The following is a 24607-nucleotide window of genomic DNA, read 5'->3' as shown; positions in this document are numbered from 1 at the left end:
CGTCGCTGCGCTCGCCTCATCGTCCGGTGCCTCCGTACACGGTGGCTTCCTCTTCGCCGCCGAGGTCGAAGGCGTCGTGGATGGCCCGTACGGCGGCATCCAGCTCGTCATCCTTGACCAGCACCGAGATCCGGATCTCCGATGTCGAGATGAGCTCGATGTTGACACCGGCCTTGGCCAGCGCCTCGCAGAAGCTGGCAGTGACACCCGGGTGGCTGCGCATACCCGCCCCCACCAGCGACACCTTGCCGATGTGATCGTCGTAGAGCACCTGCGAGAACCCGATCTCGTTCTTCAGCGAGTCCAGCTTCTCCACCGCGGTGGGTCCGTTCTCCTTGGGGCAGGTGAAGGTGATGTCGGTCTTGCCGTCCTCGACCTTCGAGATGTTCTGCAGCACCATGTCGATGTTGATCTCGGCATCGGCCACGGCACGAAAAACCTTGGCGGCGTATCCCGGAACATCGGGTATCCCGACGACCGTGACCTTGGCCTCACCACGATCGTGTGCGACACCGGTGAGAATCGCTTCTTCCACAGGAATGTCCTCCATTGATCCGCTGACGATCGTGCCGGGTTTGTCGGTGTAGGACGAGCGCACGTGAACCGGAACGTTGTATCGCCGGGCGTATTCCACGCAGCGCAGCATGAGCACCTTGGCTCCGGCCGCCGCCATCTCCAGCATTTCCTCGAAACTGACCTTGTCGAGCCGCGCGGCGTTCGGCACGATCCGCGGATCGGCGGTGAATACCCCGTCCACATCGGTGTAGATCTCGCAGACATCGGCCTTCAGCGCCGCGGCCAGCGCGACGGCGGTGGTATCGGAGCCACCCCGTCCCAGCGTGGTGACATCCTTGCTGTCCTGACTCACACCCTGGAAGCCGGCGACCAGCACCACCTGGCCCTCGTCCAGGGCGGAGCGCAATCGGCCCGGGGTGACATCGATGATCTTGGCGCTGCCGTGCCTACCGGTGGTGATGACGCCGGCCTGCGAGCCGGTGAACGAGCGTGCCGAGGCGCCGAGCGAATGGATCGCCATCGCGACGAGGGCGTTGGACATCCGCTCACCCGCGGTGAGCAGCATGTCCAGCTCGCGCGGCGGCGGGGCCGGGCAGACCTGTTGGGCCAGGTCAAGCAGCTCGTCGGTGGTGTCACCCATGGCCGAGACGACCACGACAACGTCGTTGCCGTTCTTTTTCGTCTCGACGATGCGTTCGGCCACCCTGCGGATGCGTTCGGCCGTTGCGACCGACGATCCGCCGTACTTTTGGACGACGAGCGCCACGGCATACCTTCCTGCTGTTCGGCCAGGGTCGGGGGAGATCCACTCATCAGGATAAGGGTTACGACAACTCGATAACCTGGCCCGTATGGGCAACCCCACCGAACGTACCGCCATCACCTCGGTTCCGATCCAGCCGCTGATCGCCTCACGCTGGAGTCCGCGGCATTTCGACCCCGGTGCAAGCCTGGCTCCCGAGACCCTGACAGCCCTGCTCGAAGCGGGTCGCTGGGCCGCCAGTTGGGGTAAGCGCTTCCCCGTCAGATACATCGTGGGTCTGCGCGGTGACGCCACCTACCAAGCGCTGACCGGGCTGCTCAATCGGGGGAACTCTTACGCAAAAGTTGCGGCAGCACTCGTCCTGGTGAGCACCGACCTGGGTGATGACGACAACACCGCCGTGTACGCGGCAGTTGATGCCGGACTGGCGATCGCCCAGCTGGGTGTGGAGGCGCGCTCGCACGGCCTGCACACCCATCCGATGGCGGGTTTCCGGGTGGACGAGGCGCCCGCTGCGTTCAATATCCCCGAGAACGTGCGACCCATCGCCATCGTTGCGATCGGGCCGGTTCTCGACGATTACGCCGATGCCGACGAATCGACCGTCGAACGCGATCACGCACCCCGGCAGCGGCCAGCGCTCAGCGATATCGCCTTCACCGAGCGCTGGGGTAACGGCTTGATCGGCTAGTTCGTGGGCAGCGGCGAAAGGCCCTCGCCGCTCAGTTGATCGCGGACAGCCCTTCCACGGCCGGCCATCAGGAGCAACAGCGCCGACACCGGCCCCTCGATCACTGCTCCGTTCCCCGCCGACCAGTCAGTATCGGTCGCGACAAGGCGTTGTTCGGCGAACCGCTTGCGGGCTCCGAACAACTGGTCGCGTTCCCATACCCGCGCCGCCGCCAGCCCTGCGGCCCGCACAGGCATGCTCCGCTGCCATCCGAGCGGTATCGCAATGTCCTGACCGTGCACCAGATGATCCATCAGCCGATCTACCGGCTGCACGCCCGGCGGCTTTCGCCGAGAACCCACACTGGCACGCACCGACGCCAGGAGATCGGCCGGCGGAACCGACCCCTCACGCACGCCGGTCGCGGCGATGAATCGATTCAGATCGCCGCGCGCCCGGATGACATCCACAAGTGTGCGCGGAAGCGAGAACTCACTCGCGAAGAGGAGATGACCCACTACGTCGCGGACCCGCCACTCTCCGCACAACGACGGCCGGTCCCAATCCTGGGCGGGCATCTGGGCCAACTGATCGGCGAGTGTCACGCGCTCTGTGTCGATCGACTGCCAGATCTCGTCGGTGTCCATATCGCCGTCCATGCCGCCATTGTGTCCCGGCTCGCGTGTCAGTCGAACGAACCGCGGAAGATCCGTACCGCCTTGTCGATCATCGCGCGGGTAGATCCACAGTCAGCGTTCTTCAGCGAGAAGCTGAGCACCTCGATGAAGATGCGCTCCGGGGTGCTGTTCTCCTGCACGGCGCCGCCCGGAACGTCGCGGGCATAGAGCGGCTTGCCCAGACGCACCATGCTGGTGCACATGCTGCTGTCCTGTCCGTGAAAGTACTCGATACCGTCGCGGATCTCCTCATGCAGCCTCGATGGTGGATCGGCACCGGTCCTAATGGACAGTTCGAATTGAGTATCGCTGTCTTGCAACGAGAATCGGCACGAGAATGGATCGCCGAAAAGCGAGGGTCTCAGGTCGTCGGCCCGGCCCGCATACTCACCGAGAATCTCACACGGATCGCGTTCGGCGATCTTGATCGGATACGCGCTCAATGCCTCGCGCACAGGCATGGCCGCCGGGTTCAGCCTGGCCAGGACGGCGATAACCGGTTGTGCCATTTTGCAATTCGGCGCCAGCATGCTCCGCGTTCCATCGACGACCACGACGCGCAGCGCCGGCACTAGCAGCCCCTTCAACTTCGGAGCGTTCGGGAGCTTGTCCAATGCGATCGGAAATTCGTACAAGCACGTGCCCGCCGTGTGAAACACCGGTGCTCCATGGATCGTGAATTCGGGCCTATCCCTGGAATAATCTCCCAACGTCAGCGACAGGCCGATACTCGACGGGTTCGCCGTACCCGTCACCTTGATGGAACCGAAGCAGCCGCCCACATCCCCCGAAATGTACGTCGGGGCACCGATGTCCTTGAGCATCAACAAAAGACCACAGGGGTCGACCCGTCGCAACGCCCGCAGGTAGGCCAGCAGTGCGGTCTGATTCTGGGTGAAGGTTTGACCGTATGTGGGCACATCACCGGCGAACAAGGTCTCGCCGGTGAGCGCGGGCAGCCTTCCGGTAGCGGTACCGGACACAATGTTCGTGCATCCCGCGATGGCCAGCGCAATGACGAGAAGCACTGCTACCGGATGGAGTTTGCGAATAGCCGCACCGCCTTGTCCAGGATTTCCCGCATCTGCCCGCAATTCGTTCGCCCGTTTCGGGTGAAGCCGCTCGCGACAATCGCCGGGACATACGCCTCGGAATCATCGATATTCATCGCACCGCCGCCGGCATCCTTGGGATACAACGGGTCCCCGACAAGCGCCAGTGCGTGACATCCCGTCGGCGTAGTCGTGTCCTCGTTGTGGAAGTACGTCACGCCATCACGGTGCGATTCGACGTATTCATCCGGAAACTCGTCGACACTGCTCGTGAGCTCCACGGAGTAGTCGATATCGGGATCAGAGAGCGAGAAGTCACAGCCGAAAGGGTCGCCCAGCAAGTCGACGGATACCTCGCGCGCCTTTCCCGGGTACTCGCCGAGGATCTCGCAGGGATCACGTTCGGCGAGTTTGATCGGATAGGCACTGAGCGCAGAACGTGGCTGCAATCCGGAGGGAAGCTGCTGAGCGATCGCGGTCACCAACTGCTTGGCAAGCCGGCAGTCCGGGTCCGAGTATTCGTCCGACCCATAAAGGTATGCGGTAACCGTCAACATGGCCTGCAGCGCGGGAGTCGAAGGCGCTCCCGGTAGTCGCTCAAGGCCGAGAGGGACCTCGTACTCGCACTCGGACCCGGTCTCGTAGACCGGGACGGAACCCACCTGGAAGGCCGCGGCGGTATCGCGCTTGTCCTGCATCGAGTACTCATAGGACACCTCCGTCAGGCTGGGATCACCCGTGACCTTCACACTGGCGTAACAGATCTGAAAGTCGCCGACGACCTGTCCCGGGTCTCCGTACGCCTTCAGGTTGGCCGCAAAGCCACACGGGTCCACGCGCCGCAGCGCTCGCGCGTAGGTCAGCGTCGTCCTCTCCCCAGCGGTGAGCTTCTGCCCGTAGTCCTGCTGATCGCCCTGGAAGAATGAGTCGGCCGCGGGCGCGGGTTCGCCTCCCCGCGCCTGCCCGGTAACGGTGCGCGTGCAGCCGGTGCCCACCAGCAGAATCGCCAGTGCCGCCATCCCCCTCCGTACCCACATGCTCTGCGATCGTGCCAGATGGCCGGGCTTCGCGCGGCTGGTAGAGTCCCGTCTATGCAGCGGGCGCTCCTCCTCCGACGCCGCGACAGGGTCTGATCCAGACCGGCTTCCTGTCGCGGGTTGTTGGCGTGCCGGTCGAGATACCCCTCAAACTCCCGGAGCCTTCCCATGACCAGCTTTTCCCCAGACGAGTTCAACTACACCCCCCGCAGCATCATCACCCCAAACGGACCCATTCCGGCCGACCAACCGGCGTGGAACACCCAGAAGAACAGCTCGATGCCGGTACACCGGTATCGCCCGTTCGCTGACGAAGTTCCAGGGGGCGAACCGACTGCGCCCTTCAACCGCACCTGGCCGGACAAGGTGATCACCCGCGCACCGCAGTGGGCAGCGGTCGACCTGCGCGATGGCAACCAGGCCTTGATCGATCCGATGAGCCCGGCACGCAAGCGCCGGATGTTCGATATGCAGATCCGGATGGGGTTCAAGGAGATCGAGGTCGGGTTCCCCTCGGCGAGCCAGACCGATTTCGATTTCATCCGCGAGCTGATCAGCGAGAACGCCATCCCCGAGGACGTGACCGTCCAGGTGCTGACACAGTGCCGCCCGGAGCTGATCGAGCGGACATTCCTGGCCTGCGAGGGCGCAGCGAAGGTGATCGTGCACTTCTACAACTCGACGTCGATCCTGCAGCGGCGCGTGGTGTTCCGGGGCGAGAAGGACACCATCAAGAAGATTGCCACCGATGGCGCCCGCAAGTGCGTTGAGGAAGCGGCCAAATACCCTGACACGCATTGGCGTTTCCAGTATTCCCCGGAGTCGTATACCGGCACCGAGCTGCAGTACGCGCTGGAGGTATGCAATGCCGTCGGCGACATCATCGAGCCGACACCACAGAACCCGATCATCTTCAACCTGCCGTCGACAGTTGAGATGACAACTCCGAATGTGTATGCCGATTCCATCGAGTGGATGAGCCGTAACCTGGCTCGGCGCGACTCGGTGATCCTGAGCCTGCACCCGCATAACGACCGCGGAACAGCGGTCGCCGCAGCGGAACTGGGCTACCAGGCCGGTGCCGACCGCATCGAGGGCTGCCTGTTCGGCAACGGTGAGCGCACCGGAAACGTCTGCCTGGTGACGCTGGGACTGAATCTGTTCAGCCGCGGCGTGGACCCCCAGATCGACTTCTCGAACATCGACGAGATTCGGCACACGGTCGAGTACTGCAACCAGCTGAAGGTCCCCGAGCGGCATCCGTACGGTGGCGACCTGGTCTACACCGCCTTCTCCGGCAGCCATCAGGACGCCATCAACAAGGGCCTGGATCAGATGAAACGCGATGCGGACGAGGCGGATTCCGACGTCGACGACATCCTGTGGCAGGTGCCCTACCTGCCCATCGACCCCAAGGATGTCGGCCGCAACTACGAAGCCGTGATCCGGGTCAACTCGCAGTCCGGCAAGGGCGGCGTCGCCTACATCATGAAGTCCGATCATGGACTGGTGCTGCCGCGCCGCCTGCAGATCGAATTCGCACAGTCGATCCAGCGGATCACGGACGGCGAGGGCGGCGAGGTGAACCCCAAGGAAATTTGGGACGTCTTCGCCGAGGAGTACCTGGCACCGATCGTCCCGCTGGAGCGGATCCGCCAGAAGGTGACCGCCTCCGAAGAGGATGGCGGCACGGATTCCATTACCGCCGTGGTGAAGATCGATGGCAAGGAAACCGAAGTCAACGGTACGGGCAACGGCCCGCTGGCTGCCTTCGTGGACGCGCTGTCCACCGTGGACTACGCCGTCAACGTCTTGGACTACTCCGAGCACGCCATGAGTGCAGGCGATGACGCACAGGCCGCCGCCTATGTGGAGGCCATGGTTGTCGGCCCCGAGGGCGGTGAGGCACAGACGGTATGGGGTGTCGGCATTGCCCCGTCGATCACCACCGCCTCACTGCGGGCAGTGGTGTCGGCGGTCAACCGTGCCGCTCGTACCTAGCGCGTCCCGTAGCGCCTGCGGAACTTCTCGACCTGGCCGGCGGTATCGACGATCCGGCGGTCTCCCGTCCAGAACGGATGGGAGTCCGCCGTCACCTCGGCGGTGATCAGCGGATACTCCTGCCCCTCGAACTCGACGGTGCGGGTGCTCGTCGCCGTCGAGCGGGTCAGGAACATTTTTCCGGTGGTGGTGTCCTGGAAGACGACGGGGTGATAGTCAGGGTGTATTCCGGGTTTCATCAGTGGTTCCCTTCTGTGTTGTATTCGCCGTAGGAAAGGAAATCCTCAAGCTCGGACACGTGCTCGCACGGATCCTCGTGCCAATCGCCGAACGGATCGTCGAACTCTTCCCATCTTGCGGGGCTTGCCATTTCGTCATCGGTAAGCAGCGCTCCGCGCAATGCGTCAAGCACCTCGGCGCTGTCGGCCCCGCATACCAGCACCGTCATCGCGGTATGCCGGTCCCCAAACCGGTAGTCCCACATGAGGTCGGCAAATGCCCTTCGCTCCGGATCGGTGTGCCGCGCCTCGGCCGAATCCATTGCTGCCAGCCACTTCCCGGCCGCCGACACCCGGAGCCCGCCACCCGCGGACTCCAGCCACATCGCCTGCTGATCCTGGGTCGCCAGCCACAGCCGGCCCCGGGTACGGATCACACCGTCGAGCAGTAGGTCGATCGCGGCATGCAGCCTTTCCGGGTGAAATGGCCTGCGCGCATTGAACTCCACCAGCCCGATCCGGCCGTCAACGGCCAGGGAGGGCTGACCCGCCAGTAGCGCGCCGTGTGGGTCGTCGGCCCGGCCGCACCGCGCATCGTCCTCCAGATGGTCGAGGGCTTGCTCGACTCGGCCTATGCGGGCGGTGATACGTGCGCGCGGCGCCAAGCGCCGCAGTACCGAGAGCACCTCGGGTTCGGGGTTGCGTACCACCAGGACGTCGGCGAACTCGGCCTGACCGATCACCACCTGGGCCACTGTCCGGCCGTCATCGAGCTCGTCGTCACCGAGCGCCTGCACCAGCCAGTTCGCAGTGTCGACGCAGGACACCACCCCGGCAATTTCCACATCGCGCGCCGCCGGTCCATCGATGTACCCCGGCCCCATGCGAACGGGAACGGTGTTGATCGCCCAACAGATTGGATCGGCTTCCAACCACGGCTCCAGATGCAGGACGATCCGTCCCACGTCTTCTCGGCGATGCAGCGTGCGCAGCAGTACGAGCAGATCATCACGGACGGTGCATGAAACGCATCCGTGGGCCAGTTCCAGAACGGTCACTTGGGGGTTCCGGAATCCACCGCCAGATATAACAGACCTTTTGACGATATGCCCGTCAAAACGGTGCGTGACGACGACTGTTCCCGGGTCGCGCGCCAACACATCCACGACCGCGTCGGTATCGGCCTGTCCGGATACGAGTAGCACCGGCGTGCGCATTACTTCTCCTCTTGCCACCTATTGGAAACGATTTTCATTACTACGAGCTTCACGGTACAGTCCAGATCAGCACTTGTCGAAAACGATTCCCATTACCAAGTGGGTAGGAATGGAGGTCCGTTGTCCGCGCATTGCGAGGTGACCGGACGGTCACCGGGCTTCGGTAACGCGGTATCGCATTCGCACCGCCGCACCCGTCGCCGCTGGTCACCCAATATCCAGCTCAAGACGTATTACCTGCCCTCGGAGGACCGGCGCATCAAACTCCGGGTGAGCGCCAAGGGCATCAAGGTGATCGACCGCGACGGCATCGAAGCCGTGGTGGCACGGCTGCGCGCCCAAGGGCGGAAGTTCTGATGGCGCGCAATGAGATCCGGCCCATTGTGAAACTGCGGTCCACCGCGGGCACCGGATACACATACGTGACCCGCAAGAACCGTCGTAACGACCCGGACCGGATGGTCCTGCGCAAGTACGACCCCGTCGTGCGCAAGCACGTGGATTTCCGAGAGGAGCGCTGAGATGGCCAAGAAATCCAAGATCGCCAAGAACGAGCAGCGTCGCGTCATCGTCGAGCGTTATGCCGAGCGGCGCGCAGAGCTCAAAGAGATCATCCGTCAACCATCGAGCAGCCAGGAGCAGCGGCTGGCCGCACAGGCCGAGCTGGCCCGCCAGCCGCGCGACGCCAGTGCGGTACGGCTACGCAATCGCGATGCGGTAGACGGCCGGCCCCGCGGCTACCTGCGCAAGTTCGGACTGTCTCGGGTGCGGGTCCGTGCACTCGTGCACGATGGGTCCCTGCCCGGTGTCCGGAAAGCGAGCTGGTGATGGCTGCCAAGACACCTCGCAATCGTCGCGTCAAGGTCGTCGATACCAAGCCCAAGCCGAACCTGTTTGCCAAATTGGGTCTTTCGTCGGTCGACTACAAGGACACCAATACCCTGCGACTGTTCATCTCCGAGCGCGGCAAGATCCGGGCCCGACGGGTGACCGGCCTGACCGTGCAACAGCAGCGCCAGGTCGCCACCGCGATCAAGAACGCGCGCGAGATGGCGCTACTGCCCTACGCCTGACACCGAGTCAGCGCGGCTGTGGAATCGCGTTCTCCAACAGGAAGATATGCTCCGGGCTGATCACCTTGGTGATCGCCGTGCCGAACAATGTGCTGGGTTGCGCTGGCTGTTTGGCCACGTCGGTGTTAAGCAGCGCCACCACCGTGGTCTGCTCGGCCGGCGAGTAGATGGCCAGTGTCTGAAAGCCGGGGATGCTGCCGTTGTGACCGATCCACCCCCGCGCGTCGAAAATCCCCAAGCCATAACGGATATCGTCGGGGACGGGCGGCATCGCCACAGTCTGCAGGCGCTGCTCCCGGGTGGCCGGCGTGAGGAGCCTGCCGGTCGCCAGGGCAGGCACCCAGATCCTGAGATCTTCGAGCGTCGAGATCATCGCTCCCGCCCATGACGCCCACGACGGGCTCCAGTCGGTGCTGTCGGTAAGCGGCCCTGTCGGGGTCAGCTGCGTGTAACCCTGCGCGTGCGGATCGGGAATGGTGTTGGTGTCCGGGAAACTGGTGTGACTCAAGCCCAGTGGCTCGGCGATGTGCTCGCGTACGAACTCAGGCAGCTTCTGTCCGCTGACCTTCTCCACCACTTGCCCCAGCAGCACAGCATTGGTGTTGCTGTATTCATAGCCCTGCCCCGGCGGGAAATTCGGCGGCTGCGTGAAGGCATAATCGAGCAGTTGTCGGGTGCTGTAGCGGCGCCTCGGATCGGCCTCCAGGTCGCGGTTGAAGGCCAAGGACATCGAATAGTTGAACAGTCCGCTCTGCATCCGGGCGAGCTCACGCAGGGTGATCTTGTCTCCACCCGGAACCCTGTCCACATACTTGGAAATCGGATCGTCGAGTCCCAGTTTGCCCTCATCGACAAGCTGCAACACTGCGGTGACCGTGAACGTCTTTGTCACACTGCCGATTCGGTGATAGAAGTCGGGCCGCATCGGCGCACGGGTCGCGGTGTTCGCGACTCCAAACGTCCGCACATACTGGCCCCGGGGACCCCACACACCGACGATCGCACCGGGGACGGAGGCGCTCGCCAGCACCTCGTTGATGGCGGTGTCGAGCCTGGCCGATGTCTGAGCGTCCAGATCTGTGACGGTAATGCGCGAGCGCGTGGCACACCCGCCGATGAGCAGCGTCAGCGCGAGTACCACACAGAGGATGCGGCACATCAGAACAGCGAATACTGCGCTCCGGCGCGGCTGGGAACCGAGAACTGCTCGATGTCGGTACCGCCGGCAACGCGCCGCACTTCGGTCATGAAGGTCTGGTCATCCAGCAACGGAACACCGAGTGATCGTGCATGAAATCCCTTACCCTGCTCAGGGTTTGGCTGGTTGCAGATCACCACTGAGGTGTCCTCGTCGACCGTATCGGCATAAGCGAGGCCGGCCTGCATGATCTGCTCGACCAGCTCCTCATGGGTGCGAGCGACCTCGGAACTCAAGGCCACCCGCATGCCCTGCACCAGCGGCTGACCCGCGATGAACGGGCCGGGATTGAGCCAGTGACATGGCTGGCGCGACGCCACGGTCTTGAGCGAGCGCAGCTCGTCGTGTGTCACGCGGCCGTTGGGCCAGCGCTTACGCGTGGTCTCGCGGATGGGGAGCCAGGTTCCGCGCTGCCGCGCTCGGTCAAGCACCTTCGGCAACACCTCGGCAAGCACCCGGGCGTCGTCATAGGCGTCGTGAGCCTTGAGCTGTTCGACGCCCCAATGCTCGGCAAGCGTTTCCAGGCGCAGATTCGGTGTTTCCAGGTCGAGACGCCGGGTCAGCTCGACGGTGCACATCACCGCCTCGGTAGGCAGCTCGGCGCCAGCCAGTTCTGCCTCCGCCGCGAGGAACGAGTAGTCGAACCCGACGTTATGAGCAACCAGTGTCCGGCCCCGCAGCAGCGCGATGAGATCGGGGACGACATCGGCGAACTCGGGCTGTCCCTCCAGCATCTCCGGAGTGAGGCCGTGCACATGCGTCGGGCCCGGATCAACACCCGGGTTGAGCAGACTCACCACGCTGTCGGTGATGGTCCCGTCGGCATCCAGCGCCAACGCCGCGACGCTGATGACACGTGCCCGACCTGGCTGAAAGCCGGAAGTCTCCAGGTCAACGACCACCCACTTGGGGCTGTGGTCGGGCGTCTGCCCCCAGATCGGCATGACCCCAGGATGGCACGAGGGCCCGACAACATCGGTCCCGGCGCGCCGCCCTAGGCGCGCGGGGTCCGAAGCTGACGCTCTTCGCGCAAGCGGCTCATCGCAGCACCTGTCGCCCAATCGCGTACTTGTGCACCTCGGTGGGGCCGTCGTACAGGCGGAAGGCGCGCATATCGCGGAAGATCATCTCCACCGGCGTCTCGTCGCTGATGCCGATACCGCCGAGCACCTGCACGCACCGGTCGGCGACCTTGAACAGCTCCTCGGAGACGAACGACTTGGCCATCGAGCTTTCGTGCCGGCCCTTGGCGCCGTTATCCATCATCCAGCAGGCGTGCCAGATGGTGAGGCGGCATTGATGCAGCGCAATCTCGTTATCGGCGAGCATGAAGGAAACGCCCTGGTGTTCGCCGATGGTCTTGCCGAACGAGGTCCGCGTGCGCGCGTAGTCGACCGCGATGTCCTGAGCGCGGGCGGCAGCGCCGAGCCACCGCATACAGTGCGTGAGCCGCGCCGGCGCCAAACGCAGCTGCGCGTACCGGAAGGCCTGGCCGGTCTCGCCGAGCAGCGCCTCACGCGGCAGGGTCAGATTGTCGAACCGCACGACCGCATGGCCCTCGGCGTAGTTGCGGTCCATCGTGTTCATGATGCGTTCGATCACTATCCCGCCAGCGGAGATCGCAGCGTCGCCGTCGCAGAGGAACAGCGTGGGCCCCTCGGGCAGGTGATCGTTGGCCTCCAGGTTGGCCATGATGATCCACGTCTTGGCGCCGCGCGCCCCGGTGATGAGCCACTTGCGCCCGTTGATGACGAAGTTCTGGCCGTCGAAGGTGGCCGAGGTCTTGAGCTGCGACGGGTCCGAGCCGGCTCCATCGGGTTCGGTCATCGCGAACGCCGAGCGCTGATGTCCCTCGATGACGGGACGCAGAAACTTCTCGGACTGTTCCTCGTTGGTGATTTTGCCGAGCAGGAACATATTGCCTTCGTCGGGCGCGGCGCAGTTCATCGCGATGGGACCCAGGGTTGACCAGCCCGCCGCCTCGAAGATCACCGCCTGACCGATGTGCGAAAGACCCCAGCCTCCATAGGATTCCGGCGCCTGCACGGTCAGTAGTCCGGCGTCGCGGGCCTTGCCGACGAGCTCATTACGCAGTCCATCGGTGGGCCCGTGCGCGGTCAGACGAGGGTCGCGCTCGTAGGGAACCACGGTCTCGGTGACGAACTCGCGCACCCGCTGCGCCTTTGCCGCCAGCTCTTCCGGAATGCTGAAGTCGATCATATCTCTCCCTCGGTGAATTGTGTTGCCGCCCAGTCAAGGACGGACATTGCGATGTTTTGAAAGTCGGGGTAGCCTGCTCCGACTAGGTCGCCGGATTGCCATTTGCGGTACAGCTGCATCCACGCGACGGCCAGTCGGAGCCGCGCGCAGGCGATATGCCAGTGCAGTGGCCGTGGTTCACTTCCCGTCGCGACGAAATAGGAATCGATGACTTCTCGTCTGCTTCCGAATCCCGCCGCAGTGGTGGGCATTTGATTGACAGCGCGCACCGCTTCGGGGTCACCGGGCTCCATCCAGTACGACACCAGAATCGCCAGGTCGAACAGCGGGCAGCCGCGGGTTGTCATGTCCCAGTCGATGACGGCATTAGGGGACAACGTCTCCCGGTCGATGAGCATATTGTCGAGTTTGAGGTCCATGTGCAGTAGCGAAACTCCCGAGGGTTCGGGGATCTGCCGCCCGAGCTCAGCGGTCAGGCTGGTGACTACACCGGGCAGTCCGTCGGGCCAGACGGCGTCGGCGCGGCGCGTCCAGCCGGTGAGCTGCCGCTCCAGGAAGCCCTGGGGCCTGCCGAGATCGCCCAGCCCTACATCCTCGGGCGCTACGCGGTGCAGAGAGGTCATCGCCTCGATCAGGGTGGCGGTGATACGTACCGGGGCATCTCCGGGCAGCCCGCTGGGTAGTTCACCGCCGATCACGAGTCCGTCGCGGTATTCGATGAGCTGGAAGGGAGCGCCCAGGACGTCGAGTTCGTCGCAGTACAGCAGGCCCCGCGGAGCGAGCGCAAAGCCCGCGTTCAGCCGCGAGAGCACCCGCCATTCACGGGCCATATCGTTGGCGCCCTCGGCAATCGGGCCCGCGGGCGGGCGGCGGAACACGGCCGGCTGGCCGTCGAGTGTCACCAGATAGTTGAGATTGGCCTTACCGCCGGCGAATTGTCGCGCGGACGAGGCGTCGAGCACGTGTCCCCGCCGCGTCGCCCATGCCGACAAGGCTGCCCAGTCCTGAGGCGTCGTCTCGGCTGTGGCGCGGAACACACGCGTTACCCTAGCCGCGTGCCCCAACCGGCTGGTTGGTTGGGTGGACGGTCACTCGTTTTCGCCGGTAGCGTCGATCAGCCGGCCCAGTATCCGCCTGAGTTCACGCTGATCGTCGGTGCTTAATCGGCCGAACATCTCGTCCTCCGCGGCCCAGATGGCCGACTCCACGCGCTTGAGTAGCGCCTTGCCCTTGGCAGTAACCCGGGCCGGTAGCGCTCGTCCCGAAGCCGGCACCGTCGGCCGGGACACCAGCGAGACGTTTTGCAATCCGTTGAGGACCTGGTTCATCGCCTGCGCCGAGACATTGTGTTCGCGTGCCAGCTCAGCACTGGTGCGCCCGGGGCTTTCGTTGAGCATCCGCAAGCACATGAACTCCGGCATCCCGAGCCCGAGCGGCCGCAGCGCAGCAAGGACCTGCGGGCGCATCACGGCACCGGCCCGGAACATCAGGTACCCCAGCGGCTCGGCCTCATCGGATTCAGTCATCGCAAGCATCCTGGCATGAACCTTCCAGGACGCCCGCAGGCTCGCGCCCATTGACTCGGCATACACGGGCAATGAGCCCGGCCGACACGTCCCCCTTTGTCGGCCGCATGTGGGGCCCGGCAGCGGCCAAGCAGGCGAGCCGTTGCCGTGCAATGGATTACCACCCCGCGCGAAATTCTCAGCGTACCCATATCAAGAACCTTGACATGTATCACGCGGCGCCTGTATCAAGGAAGTTGATACAGGTCCAGTCGGCGATGGGTCAGCTGCCTGATCATCAGAAAAGGAGAGTTAGATGTCTGATTCATTTGCCGGCTTCGAAGGTCCCGGCTCCGGTTTCGGCGGCTTCGGCGGACCCGGATTTGGTGGGCCTGGCTTCGGTGGGCCCGGATTTGGCGGCCCAGGGTTCGGACCCGCCGGTTTCGGTCTCCGAATCAAGCGCGCGGTCACCGCCTCACTGCTGCTTGACGGGCCAGCCAGTGCCACAGAGATCGTGCAGCGGGTCTCGGACGCGACCGAGGGTGAGATCACCCTTCCCGAGCCCGTGGTGGAGCGAGTCCTCGAACGGTTGACGCATCGCGGCGTCGTGAAAACCGAGGACGGCGTAGCCACCCTGACCGAGTTCGGCCGGAAGCTCCTCGCGAAGCGGGGCATCACCAGCCAGACCGCGCAGGCACTGCGCGCCAAACTCTTCCCGAAGCTCGTCAACGTTCTCAAGCTCCGCTCGGGCCTGACCGAGATCGCCGGCCTGGCGCGGGTTATCGCCGTGACCGGCACCGACGAGCAGAAGCAGAAGCTGGCCGAGGCCAGCGCCACCCTGCTGACCACAGTCGACGAGGTCAAGCGGTCGCTGCAGAGCGCCGTCGCCTAGGAGCCGTTCAGCACTGCCCGTGTGGCCATCTGCTCCGGCCGCACGGGCAGTGAACGCTCGCTCGACGACGGTGACATCGTCCCCTCGCGAGGCCTCCAATAAACTCCCCGAGTGACCCAAGACCACCTCTCGGTGCGCGGCCGGATCGCACTGGCCGCAGGACGCTCGGCGCGCTGGGCCTCCCGGATCAGTGGTCGCGGCGCGGGGTCCATGATCGGCGGGCTCGTCGCGCTCACGTTGGACAGCTCAGTGCTGGCGCAGTTGGGCCGCGGACGTCGGACGGTCCTGATCACCGGCACCAACGGCAAGTCCACCACCACCCGGATGGCCACCGCCGCGCTCGCGACCGTGGGACCGGTGGCCACCAATACCGAGGGCTCCAACATGGATGCCGGGCTGGTCGCCGCGCTAGCCGGGACACGCGAGGCCGAGGTCGCGGTACTCGAGGTCGACGAGATGCACGTACCGCACGTCGCAGACGCCGTCAACCCAGCGGCCATCGTGCTGCTCAACCTCAGCCGTGATCAGCTGGACCGCGTCGGCGAGATCAACAACATCGAGCGCACGCTGCGCAAGGGGCTGTCCCGGCACCGCGATGCGGTGATCGTGGCGAACTGCGACGACGTCCTCATGACATCGGCCGCCTACGACAACCCCAATGTCATCTGGGTGGCGGCAGGCGGCGGCTGGGCCGGCGATTCGGTGAGCTGTCCGCGCAGCGGGGAACTCATCGTGCGCGACGGTAACCATTGGTACAGCACCGGAACCGACTTCTCCCGGCCTGACCCGGACTGGTGGTTCGACGACGATCGCATCTATGGGCCCAGCGGAATCAGCCTGCCGATGTCTCTGACGCTGCCCGGTACCGCCAACCGCGGAAATGCCACGCTTGCGGTCGCTGTGGCGATCGAGCTCGGCGCCCGTCCCGGTCCGGCCGTCGACGCGGTGTCGGCCGTCGATCAGGTGGCGGGCCGCTACCGGAGCATCGACCTCGGCGACCACACGGCGCGGCTGCTGCTGGCCAAGAATCCGGCCGGCTGGCAAGAGGCCCTATCGATGGTGGATGCCGACGCCGACGGGCTCGTCATCGCGGTCAACGGACAGGTGCCCGACGGCGAGGACCTGTCCTGGCTGTGGGACGTCAACTTCGAGCATTTCGCGTGCGAGAACCGCGCTGACGACGACAAGACCACCGTTCCGCCCGTCGTCGCGTCCGGAGAGCGCGGCACCGATCTGGCGGTCCGCCTGACGTATGCCAGCGTCACACACACCCTGCACCACGACCCGGTACAGGCCATCAGGGCCTGCCCGCCGGGAAAGGTCGACGTGATCGCCAACTACACCGCATTCCTCAATTTGAACCGCGCCCTGGCCAAAGGTGGTGCGGCATGAGCGAATCCACGGTCCGAGTCGGCCTGGTACTTCCCGACGTCATGGGCACCTATGGCGATTCAGGCAATGCCGTGGTGCTCCGGCAGCGGCTGCGGATGCGCGGTATCGATGCCGAGATTGTGGAGATCACCCTGGCCGACCCCGTCCCAGACTCACTCGACGTGTACACGTTGGGCGGGGCGGAGGATTACGCGCAGCGGCTCGCCACCCGCCATCTCATCGCGCATCCGGGATTGCAGCGAGCCGCCGAACGCGGTGCACCGGTGCTGGCGATTTGTGCGGCCATCCAGGTGCTCGGGCACTGGTACGAGACGTCATCCGGTGAGCGAGTGGAGGGCGTCGGCCTGCTCGATGTCACCACCAGCCCGCAGGACAAGCGCACCATCGGCGAATTGGCCGGCGTGCCCATCATGGATGAGCTCGAAGACACGCTCACCGGATTCGAGAATCACCGCGGTGGAACGGTTTTGGGACCGGCTGCGGCTCCACTATCCAAGGTTGCCCGCGGCGCGGGGAATCGTGTCGGTGACGGCACCGACGGTGTGGTGCAGGGCAGCGTGATCGCCACCTATATGCACGGTCCGTGCCTGGCACGCAATCCCGAGCTGGCCGATCTGCTGCTCGCCCGCGCCATGAATGTGCAACAGCTGACGCCGCTGGATCTGGATGAGGTGGTACGGCTACGACGGGAACGCTTGTCCGCCAAATGATCTAGAGGGGGCGGCGGCCGGAGAGTGCGCGCCCCAGAGTGAGCTCGTCGGCAAATTCCAGGTCCCCACCCATCGGCAGGCCGGACGCCAACCGGGTGACGGCCAGGCCGGGGAAATCGCGCAGCATCCGCACCAGGTAGGTGGCCGTCGCCTCACCCTCTGTGTTCGGATCAGTGGCGATGATGACCTCCGAAATGGAGACCCCGTCCTCTTCGGTTCCTATGCGCGTCAACAGCTCCCGAATCCGCAGCTGATCGGGGCCGACACCCGAGAGCGGGTCCAGCGCACCACCGAGCACGTGATAACGACCGCGGAATTCTCGGGTGCGCTCGACCGCCTGCACGTCCTTGGGCTCTTCGACAACGCAGACCAGTGCAAGATCGCGTCGCGGATCGGCGCAGATACGGCAGCGTTCCTTGTCGGAGACGTTCCCGCAGACCTCACAGAACTGAACGCCATCTCGTACCCGGGCCAGGGCTGCGGTCAGTCGGTCGATATCCGGCGCCTCGACGCCCAATAGATGAAAGGCGATGCGCTGCGCGCTCTTGGGCCCTACCCCGGGCAGCTTGCCCAGCTCGTCAATGAGGTCCTGGACCGGCCCCTCAAACACCGGGCAATCCCAGCCCTCCGCCAAGATCACCGAGTCCGCCCGCGAGCGGGCCCAACCGCTGGCTTGCGAGTTCCTGCGTCTTCGCGGTCAGATCGGCGAGCGCCCCGATGATCAGGTCCTGCAGCGTGTCGACATCTTCCGGGTCGACGATCTTCGGGTCGATCTGCACGCTGGTCACTTCGCCCGTGCCCTTGCCGGTGATCCGCACCAGGCCGCCACCGGACTCCCCGGAGACCTCCGACGCCGCGATCTGCGCCTGAGCAGCCATCAGCTGCTGCTGCATCTGCTGTGCCTGCGCGAGCAGGGCGGACATATCCGGGGCGCCTCCGGGTTGCATGTGTCTCCTCTGAGCATCGAACGAATGGGTATCAAGTTGGTCACGCTCGCCGGGCCTCGGCGGGTCGTCAACAAGGGTAGCCGCCGCCCGGGCTACCGTGGCCAGGTGCGAGTGAGTTTCGGACACCATATGTCGCGTGCAGTGCCGCGCCGTCGCGCCCTGAGCCTGGCCGGGACGGCGCTCTTGACGGCGGCATCGGTCACGGTGCTGCCGATCGTCACACCCGCAGCCCCCACCACCTTCACCGCCGGCGCGGCACCCGGCATCGCCGGACGCATCGTCGTGCTGGATCCCGGTCATAACGGAGCGAACGACAGCTCGATCAACAACCAGGTACCCGACGGGCGCGGCGGCACCAAGAGCTGCCAGACCAGCGGAACCGTCACCGACGGCGGATACCCCGAGCACACCTTCGCGTGGAACACCGTCCTGCTCATCCGCCAGCAGCTGACTCAGCTCGGCGTGCGCACCGCAATGACCCGTGGTGACGACGACAAGCTCGGTCCGTGCATCGACAAGCGCGCCGAGATCGAGAACGGCTTCAACCCGGACGCAGTGGTGAGCATCCACGCCGACGGCGGCCCGGCCGGCGGTCACGGCTTCCACGTCAACTACTCGAACCCGCCGGTGAACGCCGTACAGGGTGAGCCGACGCTGCGTTTCGCCAAGACCATGCGCGACAGCCTGCAGGCCGCGGGCCTGACACCGGCAACCTATATCGGAACCGGTGGGCTCTACGGTCGCTCCGACCTGGCGGGCCTCAACCTGGCCCAGCACCCGAAGGTGCTTGTCGAGCTCGGAAACATGAAGAACGCCCAGGACTCCGCGATGATGACGAGCCCCGAGGGCCGGTCCAAGTACGCGCAGGCCGTGGTACAGGGCATCGTCGCCTACCTCAGCGGTACCGCACCGGCGCCGGGGGTAGACCCGGCGGCGGCGCCTGCACCCGGCGGCTAGGCCGAAGAACCCTCGACTGTCTTCTTCAGGTTGTCGAGCACCTCGGCCTGAATTTTCTTGAGCCCCAATGGCGCAAAGGTCTTCTCGAAGAATCCCTTGATGCCGCCGCCGCCCGTCCACGCGGTCTTGGTGGTGACGGTGGAGCCTGTTCCGGCAGGTGCGACGGTCCAGCTGGTCACCAATGTCGAGTTGGCGTCCTTCTCGATGACGGTGTGCCCGGCCACACTGACGCTGGACTTGATGTCCCGCACGCGCGACTCCGTGGCCTGCAGCTTCCAGGATGCAACGGTGCCCTCACCCTGACCGCCTTCGAGCACCTGGTAGTCGCGGTAGTGGCCGGACAAGATCTTCGGGCGCACATTCTGGTAGTCGGCAACCGCGGCGAGCACTGCCTCGGGCGCCGCGTCGATCAACACCGAACTGGACGCACTGACCTGACCCATGGGTTCTCCCTCGCTACGACGTGGTTCTACTACTGGTTGTAGTCGCAGTCTAAGGGTCGCCCACGAGATCTCCGAGGCGACGTTCACCGTCCACCGTCTGGCCGCCCCGTTGCAGAAAGAGCGCGATCCTTTGGGTGCTGTGCACGTCGGCGAATGCGGCAACGATCGCTGCGCGCTCCGCGGCCAATCCCGGCTCCAGGTCCATGACCAGGGCATCAACCGTGCTTTTGACGCCGGTGATCAGTTCGAGTGGGTTGACGGCGATACGCCGGGCGAGCCGATTCACGAACCGCCATCCCGCATCGGGGTCCAGGGCACGGTTCACCCAGCCGTATCGCTCCGCCAGGTCAGCATCGAAATCCTCGTGACCCAAAATCACCTCAAGTGCGCGTGCCCGGCCCATGCCCTGGACCAGGTGCTGGGGGCCCGAACCCGCCGGCACAATGCCCAGACCCGTCTCCACCTGATTGAAGGTGGCCTTGCCGCGAACCGCGAAACGCATGTCCAGATTGAGGAGGAACTCACTTCCCCCGCCGGCGACCCGCCCCTCCACGAGGGCGATGGTGGCCTGGCGTAGCGCGCGAAACCTGCCGACCAGCCGTTGGAAGGATTCGACAGACTCGGCCGTGCGGGCCGAATCTGTTTGCAGAATTTCGGCATCCAGGTGAGCGATGAAGAAGTCGGGATTGGCGCTGCCGAACAGCACCACCGTCACGTCATCACGGCCGGCGAGCCATCGGGCCAGGCGCGACAGGCTCGACATGAGTGTCCCGTCAAGCAGATTCAGTGGTCCGTGGTCGATCAATACCGTCAGGACACGATCGTCGCGCTCACAACGCAACCCGGTGAGCTCGGGCACCTCCGTGCTCATCAGTGTGGGCTCATCGGTCAGAACCCATCAGAACGCGACGGATCCCGGCGGCAGCCCGAGTTCCACCCGCCCGAACAGCTCGTAGGCAGAATCGGTGTCGTAGACGACGTGCGTGGACAGCGTGTTCACATCGCGTAGGTGGCGCTGCAACGGTGAGTCTTCGTATTGTGCTGAGGCGCCGCATGCCTCGACCGCCTCAGCGATGGCCTGCTTGCAGACCTCCACCACATAGGCACAGTTACGGCGGACCGCCACGCGATCCTCGGTCGTCAGTCCCTCGCCGGAACGCAGCGTGTCCTCCACATCCCGCACTGTTTTCAGCAACAGCGTCCGAGCGGATTCCGCTTGCGCGGCAACATGTCCCATGCGGCGATGCGCGGTAGCGAGTTTGGACTGCTCCTGCATCGAGTACCGCATCACCCGGGTCCTGATCTTCTCGGTGAACAGCTCCACCGTGCCCAGCGCCATACCCACCGCGGGTGCGGCCGCGACATTGGACAGGGCACAGAAGAGCGGTATCCGATAGATGGCTGACCCGTGTAGTTCGGCCGACGGCGACTGCCCGCGTGCCAGCGGACCAAATTCCTGTACCCGGTGGGCGGGGACGAAGACATCATTGACGGCGATGTCCATGCTTCCCGTGCCCCGCAGCCCGGAGGTGAACCACGTGTCGATGACCTCGAGATCATCTCTGGGAATCATGAAGGTGCGCAGATCCGGATATTTCGGCGGTTCTGCGCCTTCTCCATGTTGCACCACCGCGGCGACCGAAGCCCACGATGAGTGCCAGACACCACTGCCGAACTGCCAACGCCCACTTATCTTATAGCCGCCCTCGACGGGTTCGGCGACACCGGACGGCGACCAACTGCCCGGAAACAGCAAGGGAGATCCTGCGGGCACCGACCCGAACATCTCGTCCTGCAGCCGCTCGGGGAACAATCCGGCGAGCCAGTTGTGAATTCCGTAGATACAGAAGGTCCAGGCGGTCGATCCACAGACCTTGCCCACCTCGATGACCGCGCTGACCAACGTCTCCAGGCTGGCCTCGTCACCTCCATACCGCCGCGGCGCCATCAGGCTGAACAGACCCGACTGGGAGAGTTCGGCAATGGTCTCGTCGGGCATCCGGCGCAAGCGCTCCGCATCGAGCGCCCGCGCGGCGATGTTGGGTGCGAGCTGGCGTGCTCGCGCCACGGCATCGGTCTGCACTGCTGTCGAACTCGTCATCAAAACCTCGCAACCTGCGCAATCATTAGTGGATGACACGTGATCAGACTGAAACTGAATCTCGATTCAGGTTTAATGTAGCCTTGGCTGGTGGTCATGTCTAGCGATTCAGCGATCCAGCCCGCTCCCCTTGAGCCACCCTCGACACAACGTGGCCGCAGCACTCGCCGCGCCCTGATGGATGCGGCGCGCGAGGTCATCGCGAGGGTCGGGTACGCCGAGGCCCGGGTCGTCGATATCACCACCGAGGCTGGGAAATCCGTCGGAGTTTTCTACAACTACTTCACCGACAAGGCCGAGCTTCTCCGCACCATGGTCGACGAGTTCCGCGACGAGGCGTACACCCGCGGCGACACCGTCGAGACGGGTGATCGCGCGCCGTACGACGTGATCCGGGACATCGTCACCGTGTACTGGATCACCTATCGCGACCATGCGCCGGTTCTCTCCGGGGTGTTCCAGGCGGCGCAGATCGACCCCACATTCGTCGAGTACTGGCGAGACTTGCGCGCCCCGGCGCGCACGATGATCGCCAAGAACATTCGGCGACTACAGGCACACGAGTACTGCCCGGGGATGGATCCCGATATCACCGCATCGGCGATCGGGGCGATGATGGACTACTTCTGCTACGTCTGGCTGGTCGAGGGTGGCGAGACCGGACGCAGCTCGATCACCGACGAGGAGGCCATCGACACGCTTGCCCGCATCTGGTTCAACGCGCTGTGGTGGAAATCCGAAGGCGCACATGGACCCACCTGACTGGTTGGTCGAACTTCTCTCCCGCGCTGATCTCGTGCCACTGGATGCCCAACCGTTGACAGGAGGGGTCTCCTCCGATGTGTGGCGCGTACGGCTGAGTTCCGGCGAATCGGTGGTGGCCAAGCGGGCAGTTGAACGGCTCCGCGTCCAAGCCCACTGGGTAGCACCATTGGAACGCAACACCTTTGAGTCCCGATACCTCGTGCGCGCATCGACGATCGTTCCGTCCTTCACACCCCGGATTGTGGTGTCCGCCGACGACCTGCACGCGTTTGCGATGACCGATCTGGGGCCCATCCCGTCCTGGCGGGACGATCTGGCGTGCGGGCGCATCGACCCGCAGATCGGTGCGGTGCTCGGTGCACACCTCGCCGCCGTCCACGCCCATACGGCCGGTGATGCGACGGCGGCAAGCGAATTCGCATCCGATGACCTCTTTGAGGCATTGCGGATCGAACCATACCTGCGCTATACGGCAGCGCGCCTCCCGGAGCACGCGGCGATCCTTACGCAACTGGCCGACGATCTCGCGGGCACGCACCTTGCGCTGGTGCACGGGGATGTGAGCCCGAAGAACGTCATCGTCACCGCGGATGGACCGGTACTGACCGACGCCGAATGCGCCTGGTACGGCGACCCCGCCTTCGATCTGGCGTTCTGCCTCAATCACCTGCTGCTCAAGCGAATATGGAAACCGGAGTACCGCGAGTCGCTGCGTGAGACGAGCGCGCGACTCTTTACCACGTACCTTCAGGGAGTCTCCTGGGAACCACAGGAAGCAGTGTCCACCCGTACCGCACGCCTCCTGCCTGCTTTGGCTCTCGCCCGCGTCGACGGACGCTCCCCTGTGGATTACTTGTCTGCCTCCCAAAGGGATTCATTGCGTACCCGCGCGGGGTGGGCCCTCCATGAATCGGCCATCGACCCGCTGGCCATCGCACAACAGTTAGAGGAATGATGACCGGAACACAGATCAGCGGTGTGCATGCTCGGCGTGTATGGGATTCGCGGGGACGGCCGACCATCGAAGCGGAACTGCAGCTGGGCGACGGCAGCATCGGGCGGGCCATCGCGCCCGCCGGGGCGTCCCGAGGTAGCGGTGAGGCCGCCGATTTGCGGGACGGTGGCAGACCTTTCGCCGGATACGACGTGACCTCGGCGATCGCAGCGGCGCGCGGCCTGGCGGAATATCTCGTCGGCGTCGATGCCACCGATCAGGAGGCCGTCGACACGGCGCTCGCAGCGGCCGACGGTTCGGATGCGTTCGCCGTCATCGGTGGAAACACATCGGTGGCAATGTCGATGGCGGCCGCGCACGCCGCAGCAGCAGCGCATGGAATCCCGTTGTGGCAGTATCTGATCGGTGACCGAGCGGCGGCAATGCCGCTGCCGGAGATTCAGGTGATCGGCGGGGGCGCCCATGCCGCGCGCCGCACCGATGTCCAGGATTTCATGGTGGTGCCGGCTGCCGCCGATAGCATCGCGCAGGGGCTCAATTGGGTGGCGGAGATCCATCGTGCCTGCGGGGCACTGCTTTCCGAACGAGGCCGGCTTGCCGGGGTGGCCGATGAGGGCGGTTGGTGGCCGGTGGTGGACTCCAACGAGGATGCGCTGCAACTGCTGGTCGACTCCATCGAGCGGGCCGGGTTGCAGCCGGGCGCCCAAGTCACCATCGCACTGGACATCGCCTCGAGCGAGTTCGGCAGCGGTGGCCGGTACCGGCTCGGGCTCGACGGGACCGAGCTCGATTCCGACGCGTGGTCGGAGGTTCTGATCGGCTGGATCGATAAGTACCCGATCGCTTCCATCGAGGATCCGCTTGCCGAGGACGATCCGGCTGCTCTGGCGGAGTTCACCCAGGCAGTGGGACATCGCGTGCTGGTCGTCGGTGACGATTTCACGGTGACCAATGCCGAACGCGTGCTCCGAGCAACCGAAGCCGGAGCATGTAACGGCTTGCTGGTGAAGCCAAATCAGGCGGGAACACTCGGTGCCGCCAAGTCTGCGCACGACGCCGCTCACGACTGCGGATGGGACACGATCGTCTCCGCGAGATCAGGTGAGAGCGAGGATGTCACCATCGCGCACCTGGCAGTCGGCTGGGGCGCCGAGCAACTCAAGGTTGGCTCAATCACCAGGTCCGAACGCACCGCGAAATGGAACGAGCTGCTCCGCATCGACGAACAGCTTGGCGGAGCACCGATTCGGCTAGGACGATTGACCCTGGGTTAGTCGCGCTTGGTCTCCGAATCAAGA

Annotated in this window: 29 protein-coding genes; 13 read left to right on the top strand and 16 right to left on the bottom strand. The window is 64.8% G+C overall.

From position 1 onward, the window contains the following. Positions 1 to 16: 16 nt before the first annotated feature. Positions 17 to 1282, bottom strand: a complete 1266-nt coding sequence (locus AC5Y5C_RS05685; RefSeq protein ID WP_499969894.1) for an aspartate kinase — start codon at positions 1280 to 1282, stop codon at positions 17 to 19. A gap of 85 nt (positions 1283 to 1367) precedes the next feature. Here AC5Y5C_RS05685 and AC5Y5C_RS05680 point away from each other — a divergent pair, with 85 nt between their 5' ends. Beyond that, positions 1368 to 1970, top strand: a complete 603-nt coding sequence (locus AC5Y5C_RS05680; RefSeq protein WP_499969892.1) for a nitroreductase family protein — start codon at positions 1368 to 1370, stop codon at positions 1968 to 1970. Here AC5Y5C_RS05680 and AC5Y5C_RS05675 read toward each other — a convergent pair. The 3 genes from AC5Y5C_RS05675 to AC5Y5C_RS05665 all read right to left on the bottom strand — a co-directional run bounded on the left by AC5Y5C_RS05675 (position 1967) and on the right by AC5Y5C_RS05665 (position 4697). Next, on the bottom strand, positions 1967 to 2608 hold the full coding sequence (locus AC5Y5C_RS05675; RefSeq protein WP_499969890.1) for a maleylpyruvate isomerase family mycothiol-dependent enzyme: 642 nt from the start codon (positions 2606 to 2608) through the stop codon (positions 1967 to 1969). The genes AC5Y5C_RS05680 and AC5Y5C_RS05675 overlap by 4 nt on opposite strands. Positions 2609 to 2634: 26 nt before the next feature. Beyond that, positions 2635 to 3546, bottom strand: a complete 912-nt coding sequence (locus tag AC5Y5C_RS05670) for a hypothetical protein (RefSeq protein ID WP_499970612.1) — start codon at positions 3544 to 3546, stop codon at positions 2635 to 2637. 110 nt (positions 3547 to 3656) lie between these two features. Beyond that, positions 3657 to 4697 (bottom strand): hypothetical protein, encoded by a 1041-nt coding sequence (locus AC5Y5C_RS05665; protein WP_499970610.1) that lies wholly within the window; start codon positions 4695 to 4697, stop codon positions 3657 to 3659. A 186-nt stretch (positions 4698 to 4883) separates the two neighbouring features. Here AC5Y5C_RS05665 and leuA point away from each other — a divergent pair, with 186 nt between their 5' ends. Then, complete coding sequence (leuA, locus tag AC5Y5C_RS05660) at positions 4884 to 6716, top strand: 2-isopropylmalate synthase (protein ID WP_499969887.1); 1833 nt, start codon at positions 4884 to 4886, stop codon at positions 6714 to 6716. Here leuA and AC5Y5C_RS05655 read toward each other — a convergent pair. Continuing rightward, positions 6713 to 6955, bottom strand: coding sequence for a type B 50S ribosomal protein L31 (locus tag AC5Y5C_RS05655; RefSeq protein WP_078290063.1), 243 nt, complete (start codon positions 6953 to 6955; stop codon positions 6713 to 6715). The genes leuA and AC5Y5C_RS05655 overlap by 4 nt on opposite strands. Beyond that, positions 6955 to 8151 carry a ribosome hibernation factor-recruiting GTPase MRF gene (mrf, locus tag AC5Y5C_RS05650; RefSeq protein ID WP_499969883.1) on the bottom strand — a complete coding sequence of 399 codons (1197 nt, stop codon included), beginning with the start codon at positions 8149 to 8151 and terminating at the stop codon, positions 6955 to 6957. Before mrf ends, AC5Y5C_RS05655 begins: the two co-directional genes overlap by 1 nt. 120 nt (positions 8152 to 8271) lie before the next feature. Between mrf and rpmB the strand changes: the two genes are divergently transcribed. From rpmB to rpsR, 4 genes are read left to right on the top strand one after another with little or no spacing between them, the layout of a single operon-like run. After that, positions 8272 to 8508 carry a 50S ribosomal protein L28 gene (rpmB, locus tag AC5Y5C_RS05645; protein ID WP_005063156.1) on the top strand — a complete coding sequence of 79 codons (237 nt, stop codon included), beginning with the start codon at positions 8272 to 8274 and terminating at the stop codon, positions 8506 to 8508. Next, positions 8508 to 8672, top strand: coding sequence for a 50S ribosomal protein L33 (gene rpmG, locus AC5Y5C_RS05640; RefSeq protein WP_005063154.1), 165 nt, complete (start codon positions 8508 to 8510; stop codon positions 8670 to 8672). Before rpmB ends, rpmG begins: the two co-directional genes overlap by 1 nt. Position 8673: 1 nt before the next feature. Next, positions 8674 to 8979, top strand: a complete 306-nt coding sequence (gene rpsN / locus AC5Y5C_RS05635; RefSeq protein WP_078290060.1) for a 30S ribosomal protein S14 — start codon at positions 8674 to 8676, stop codon at positions 8977 to 8979. Beyond that, positions 8979 to 9224, top strand: coding sequence for a 30S ribosomal protein S18 (rpsR, locus tag AC5Y5C_RS05630; RefSeq protein ID WP_499969878.1), 246 nt, complete (start codon positions 8979 to 8981; stop codon positions 9222 to 9224). Before rpsN ends, rpsR begins: the two co-directional genes overlap by 1 nt. Positions 9225 to 9231: 7 nt before the next feature. On the opposite strand, the gene AC5Y5C_RS05625 is transcribed toward rpsR, so the two are convergent. The 5 genes from AC5Y5C_RS05625 to AC5Y5C_RS05605 form a co-directional block, all read right to left on the bottom strand. Beyond that, positions 9232 to 10383 (bottom strand): serine hydrolase domain-containing protein, encoded by a 1152-nt coding sequence (locus tag AC5Y5C_RS05625; RefSeq protein ID WP_499969874.1) that lies wholly within the window; start codon positions 10381 to 10383, stop codon positions 9232 to 9234. Then, positions 10383 to 11366, bottom strand: a complete 984-nt coding sequence (locus AC5Y5C_RS05620) for a DEDDh family exonuclease (RefSeq protein WP_499969871.1) — start codon at positions 11364 to 11366, stop codon at positions 10383 to 10385. Before AC5Y5C_RS05620 ends, AC5Y5C_RS05625 begins: the two co-directional genes overlap by 1 nt. Positions 11367 to 11460: 94 nt before the next feature. Continuing rightward, on the bottom strand, positions 11461 to 12642 hold the full coding sequence (locus AC5Y5C_RS05615) for an acyl-CoA dehydrogenase family protein (RefSeq protein ID WP_499969868.1): 1182 nt from the start codon (positions 12640 to 12642) through the stop codon (positions 11461 to 11463). After that, a complete protein-coding gene (locus AC5Y5C_RS05610) occupies positions 12639 to 13706 on the bottom strand; it encodes a phosphotransferase family protein (RefSeq protein WP_499969866.1) in 1068 nt (355 codons plus the stop codon). Before AC5Y5C_RS05610 ends, AC5Y5C_RS05615 begins: the two co-directional genes overlap by 4 nt. Before the next feature lie 24 nt (positions 13707 to 13730). Beyond that, entirely contained in the window at positions 13731 to 14177 is a 447-nt protein-coding gene (locus AC5Y5C_RS05605) for a MarR family winged helix-turn-helix transcriptional regulator (RefSeq protein WP_499969864.1), read from the bottom strand. Positions 14178 to 14463: 286 nt separating this feature from the next. On the opposite strand from AC5Y5C_RS05605, the gene AC5Y5C_RS05600 reads away from it, so the two are divergent. The 3 genes from AC5Y5C_RS05600 to AC5Y5C_RS05590 all read left to right on the top strand — a co-directional run bounded on the left by AC5Y5C_RS05600 (position 14464) and on the right by AC5Y5C_RS05590 (position 17141). Continuing rightward, entirely contained in the window at positions 14464 to 15039 is a 576-nt protein-coding gene (locus tag AC5Y5C_RS05600; protein WP_499969862.1) for a hypothetical protein, read from the top strand. 111 nt (positions 15040 to 15150) lie between these two features. Further along, the gene (locus AC5Y5C_RS05595) at positions 15151 to 16431 is read left to right on the top strand and encodes a Mur ligase family protein (protein ID WP_499969860.1); all 1281 of its coding nucleotides are present in this window, start codon (positions 15151 to 15153) and stop codon (positions 16429 to 16431) included. Further along, a complete protein-coding gene (locus AC5Y5C_RS05590; RefSeq protein ID WP_499969856.1) occupies positions 16428 to 17141 on the top strand; it encodes a type 1 glutamine amidotransferase in 714 nt (237 codons plus the stop codon). Before AC5Y5C_RS05595 ends, AC5Y5C_RS05590 begins: the two co-directional genes overlap by 4 nt. A gap of 1 nt (position 17142) precedes the next feature. Here the strand turns inward: AC5Y5C_RS05590 and recR are convergent, their stop codons facing one another. Next, positions 17143 to 17751 (bottom strand): recombination mediator RecR, encoded by a 609-nt coding sequence (recR, locus tag AC5Y5C_RS05585; protein ID WP_499969852.1) that lies wholly within the window; start codon positions 17749 to 17751, stop codon positions 17143 to 17145. Continuing rightward, complete coding sequence (locus AC5Y5C_RS05580; protein WP_499969849.1) at positions 17744 to 18088, bottom strand: YbaB/EbfC family nucleoid-associated protein; 345 nt, start codon at positions 18086 to 18088, stop codon at positions 17744 to 17746. The genes recR and AC5Y5C_RS05580 overlap by 8 nt, the downstream gene beginning before the upstream one ends. A 204-nt stretch (positions 18089 to 18292) precedes the next feature. Between AC5Y5C_RS05580 and AC5Y5C_RS05575 the strand changes: the two genes are divergently transcribed. Further along, positions 18293 to 19045: an Rv3717 family N-acetylmuramoyl-L-alanine amidase gene (locus AC5Y5C_RS05575; RefSeq protein ID WP_499970608.1), complete on the top strand. Its 753-nt coding sequence runs from the start codon at positions 18293 to 18295 to the stop codon at positions 19043 to 19045. Here the strand turns inward: AC5Y5C_RS05575 and AC5Y5C_RS05570 are convergent. From AC5Y5C_RS05570 to AC5Y5C_RS05560, 3 genes are read right to left on the bottom strand one after another with little or no spacing between them, the layout of a single operon-like run. Continuing rightward, positions 19042 to 19488, bottom strand: coding sequence for an SRPBCC family protein (locus AC5Y5C_RS05570; protein ID WP_499969847.1), 447 nt, complete (start codon positions 19486 to 19488; stop codon positions 19042 to 19044). The genes AC5Y5C_RS05575 and AC5Y5C_RS05570 overlap by 4 nt on opposite strands. 49 nt (positions 19489 to 19537) lie before the next feature. After that, entirely contained in the window at positions 19538 to 20359 is an 822-nt protein-coding gene (locus AC5Y5C_RS05565; protein WP_499969845.1) for an enoyl-CoA hydratase/isomerase family protein, read from the bottom strand. A 27-nt stretch (positions 20360 to 20386) separates the two neighbouring features. Further along, a complete protein-coding gene (locus tag AC5Y5C_RS05560; RefSeq protein ID WP_499969842.1) occupies positions 20387 to 21589 on the bottom strand; it encodes an acyl-CoA dehydrogenase family protein in 1203 nt (400 codons plus the stop codon). A 90-nt stretch (positions 21590 to 21679) separates the two neighbouring features. On the opposite strand from AC5Y5C_RS05560, the gene AC5Y5C_RS05555 reads away from it, so the two are divergent. The 3 genes from AC5Y5C_RS05555 to eno are packed head-to-tail and all read left to right on the top strand — an operon-like array spanning position 21680 to position 24583. Beyond that, on the top strand, positions 21680 to 22351 hold the full coding sequence (locus AC5Y5C_RS05555; protein ID WP_499969838.1) for a TetR/AcrR family transcriptional regulator: 672 nt from the start codon (positions 21680 to 21682) through the stop codon (positions 22349 to 22351). Beyond that, positions 22338 to 23309 carry a phosphotransferase gene (locus AC5Y5C_RS05550; RefSeq protein WP_499969836.1) on the top strand — a complete coding sequence of 324 codons (972 nt, stop codon included), beginning with the start codon at positions 22338 to 22340 and terminating at the stop codon, positions 23307 to 23309. The genes AC5Y5C_RS05555 and AC5Y5C_RS05550 overlap by 14 nt, the downstream gene beginning before the upstream one ends. Next, positions 23309 to 24583: a phosphopyruvate hydratase gene (eno, locus tag AC5Y5C_RS05545; protein ID WP_499970606.1), complete on the top strand. Its 1275-nt coding sequence runs from the start codon at positions 23309 to 23311 to the stop codon at positions 24581 to 24583. The genes AC5Y5C_RS05550 and eno overlap by 1 nt, the downstream gene beginning before the upstream one ends. Positions 24584 to 24607: the final 24 nt, after the last annotated feature.

Source organism: Mycobacterium sp. NGS15 (genome assembly GCF_059813245.1).
The sequence above is the reverse complement of the archived record's forward strand: the minus strand, read 5'-3'. Positions and strand labels throughout refer to the sequence as shown.

What these genes read in the sequence shown, in the direction of transcription:
- leuA (WP_499969887.1), top strand. Translation starts at nt 4,884, where the DNA reads ATGACCAGCTTTTCCCCAGACGAGTTCAACTACACCCCCCGCAGCATC.
- AC5Y5C_RS05675 (WP_499969890.1), bottom strand. Translation starts at nt 2,608, where the DNA reads ATGGACGGCGATATGGACACCGACGAGATCTGGCAGTCGATCGACACA.
- rpmG (WP_005063154.1), top strand. Translation starts at nt 8,508, where the DNA reads ATGGCGCGCAATGAGATCCGGCCCATTGTGAAACTGCGGTCCACCGCG.
- AC5Y5C_RS05680 (WP_499969892.1), top strand. Translation starts at nt 1,368, where the DNA reads ATGGGCAACCCCACCGAACGTACCGCCATCACCTCGGTTCCGATCCAG.
- AC5Y5C_RS05565 (WP_499969845.1), bottom strand. Translation starts at nt 20,359, where the DNA reads ATGAGCACGGAGGTGCCCGAGCTCACCGGGTTGCGTTGTGAGCGCGAC.
- eno (WP_499970606.1), top strand. Translation starts at nt 23,309, where the DNA reads ATGACCGGAACACAGATCAGCGGTGTGCATGCTCGGCGTGTATGGGAT.
- rpsR (WP_499969878.1), top strand. Translation starts at nt 8,979, where the DNA reads ATGGCTGCCAAGACACCTCGCAATCGTCGCGTCAAGGTCGTCGATACC.
- AC5Y5C_RS05605 (WP_499969864.1), bottom strand. Translation starts at nt 14,177, where the DNA reads ATGCTTGCGATGACTGAATCCGATGAGGCCGAGCCGCTGGGGTACCTG.
- AC5Y5C_RS05620 (WP_499969871.1), bottom strand. Translation starts at nt 11,366, where the DNA reads ATGCCGATCTGGGGGCAGACGCCCGACCACAGCCCCAAGTGGGTGGTC.
- rpsN (WP_078290060.1), top strand. Translation starts at nt 8,674, where the DNA reads ATGGCCAAGAAATCCAAGATCGCCAAGAACGAGCAGCGTCGCGTCATC.
- mrf (WP_499969883.1), bottom strand. Translation starts at nt 8,151, where the DNA reads ATGCGCACGCCGGTGCTACTCGTATCCGGACAGGCCGATACCGACGCG.
- AC5Y5C_RS05600 (WP_499969862.1), top strand. Translation starts at nt 14,464, where the DNA reads ATGTCTGATTCATTTGCCGGCTTCGAAGGTCCCGGCTCCGGTTTCGGC.
- AC5Y5C_RS05655 (WP_078290063.1), bottom strand. Translation starts at nt 6,955, where the DNA reads ATGAAACCCGGAATACACCCTGACTATCACCCCGTCGTCTTCCAGGAC.
- AC5Y5C_RS05580 (WP_499969849.1), bottom strand. Translation starts at nt 18,088, where the DNA reads ATGCAACCCGGAGGCGCCCCGGATATGTCCGCCCTGCTCGCGCAGGCA.
- AC5Y5C_RS05625 (WP_499969874.1), bottom strand. Translation starts at nt 10,383, where the DNA reads ATGTGCCGCATCCTCTGTGTGGTACTCGCGCTGACGCTGCTCATCGGC.
- AC5Y5C_RS05615 (WP_499969868.1), bottom strand. Translation starts at nt 12,642, where the DNA reads ATGATCGACTTCAGCATTCCGGAAGAGCTGGCGGCAAAGGCGCAGCGG.
- AC5Y5C_RS05550 (WP_499969836.1), top strand. Translation starts at nt 22,338, where the DNA reads ATGGACCCACCTGACTGGTTGGTCGAACTTCTCTCCCGCGCTGATCTC.
- AC5Y5C_RS05665 (WP_499970610.1), bottom strand. Translation starts at nt 4,697, where the DNA reads ATGGCGGCACTGGCGATTCTGCTGGTGGGCACCGGCTGCACGCGCACC.
- AC5Y5C_RS05570 (WP_499969847.1), bottom strand. Translation starts at nt 19,488, where the DNA reads ATGGGTCAGGTCAGTGCGTCCAGTTCGGTGTTGATCGACGCGGCGCCC.
- AC5Y5C_RS05560 (WP_499969842.1), bottom strand. Translation starts at nt 21,589, where the DNA reads ATGACGAGTTCGACAGCAGTGCAGACCGATGCCGTGGCGCGAGCACGC.
- AC5Y5C_RS05590 (WP_499969856.1), top strand. Translation starts at nt 16,428, where the DNA reads ATGAGCGAATCCACGGTCCGAGTCGGCCTGGTACTTCCCGACGTCATG.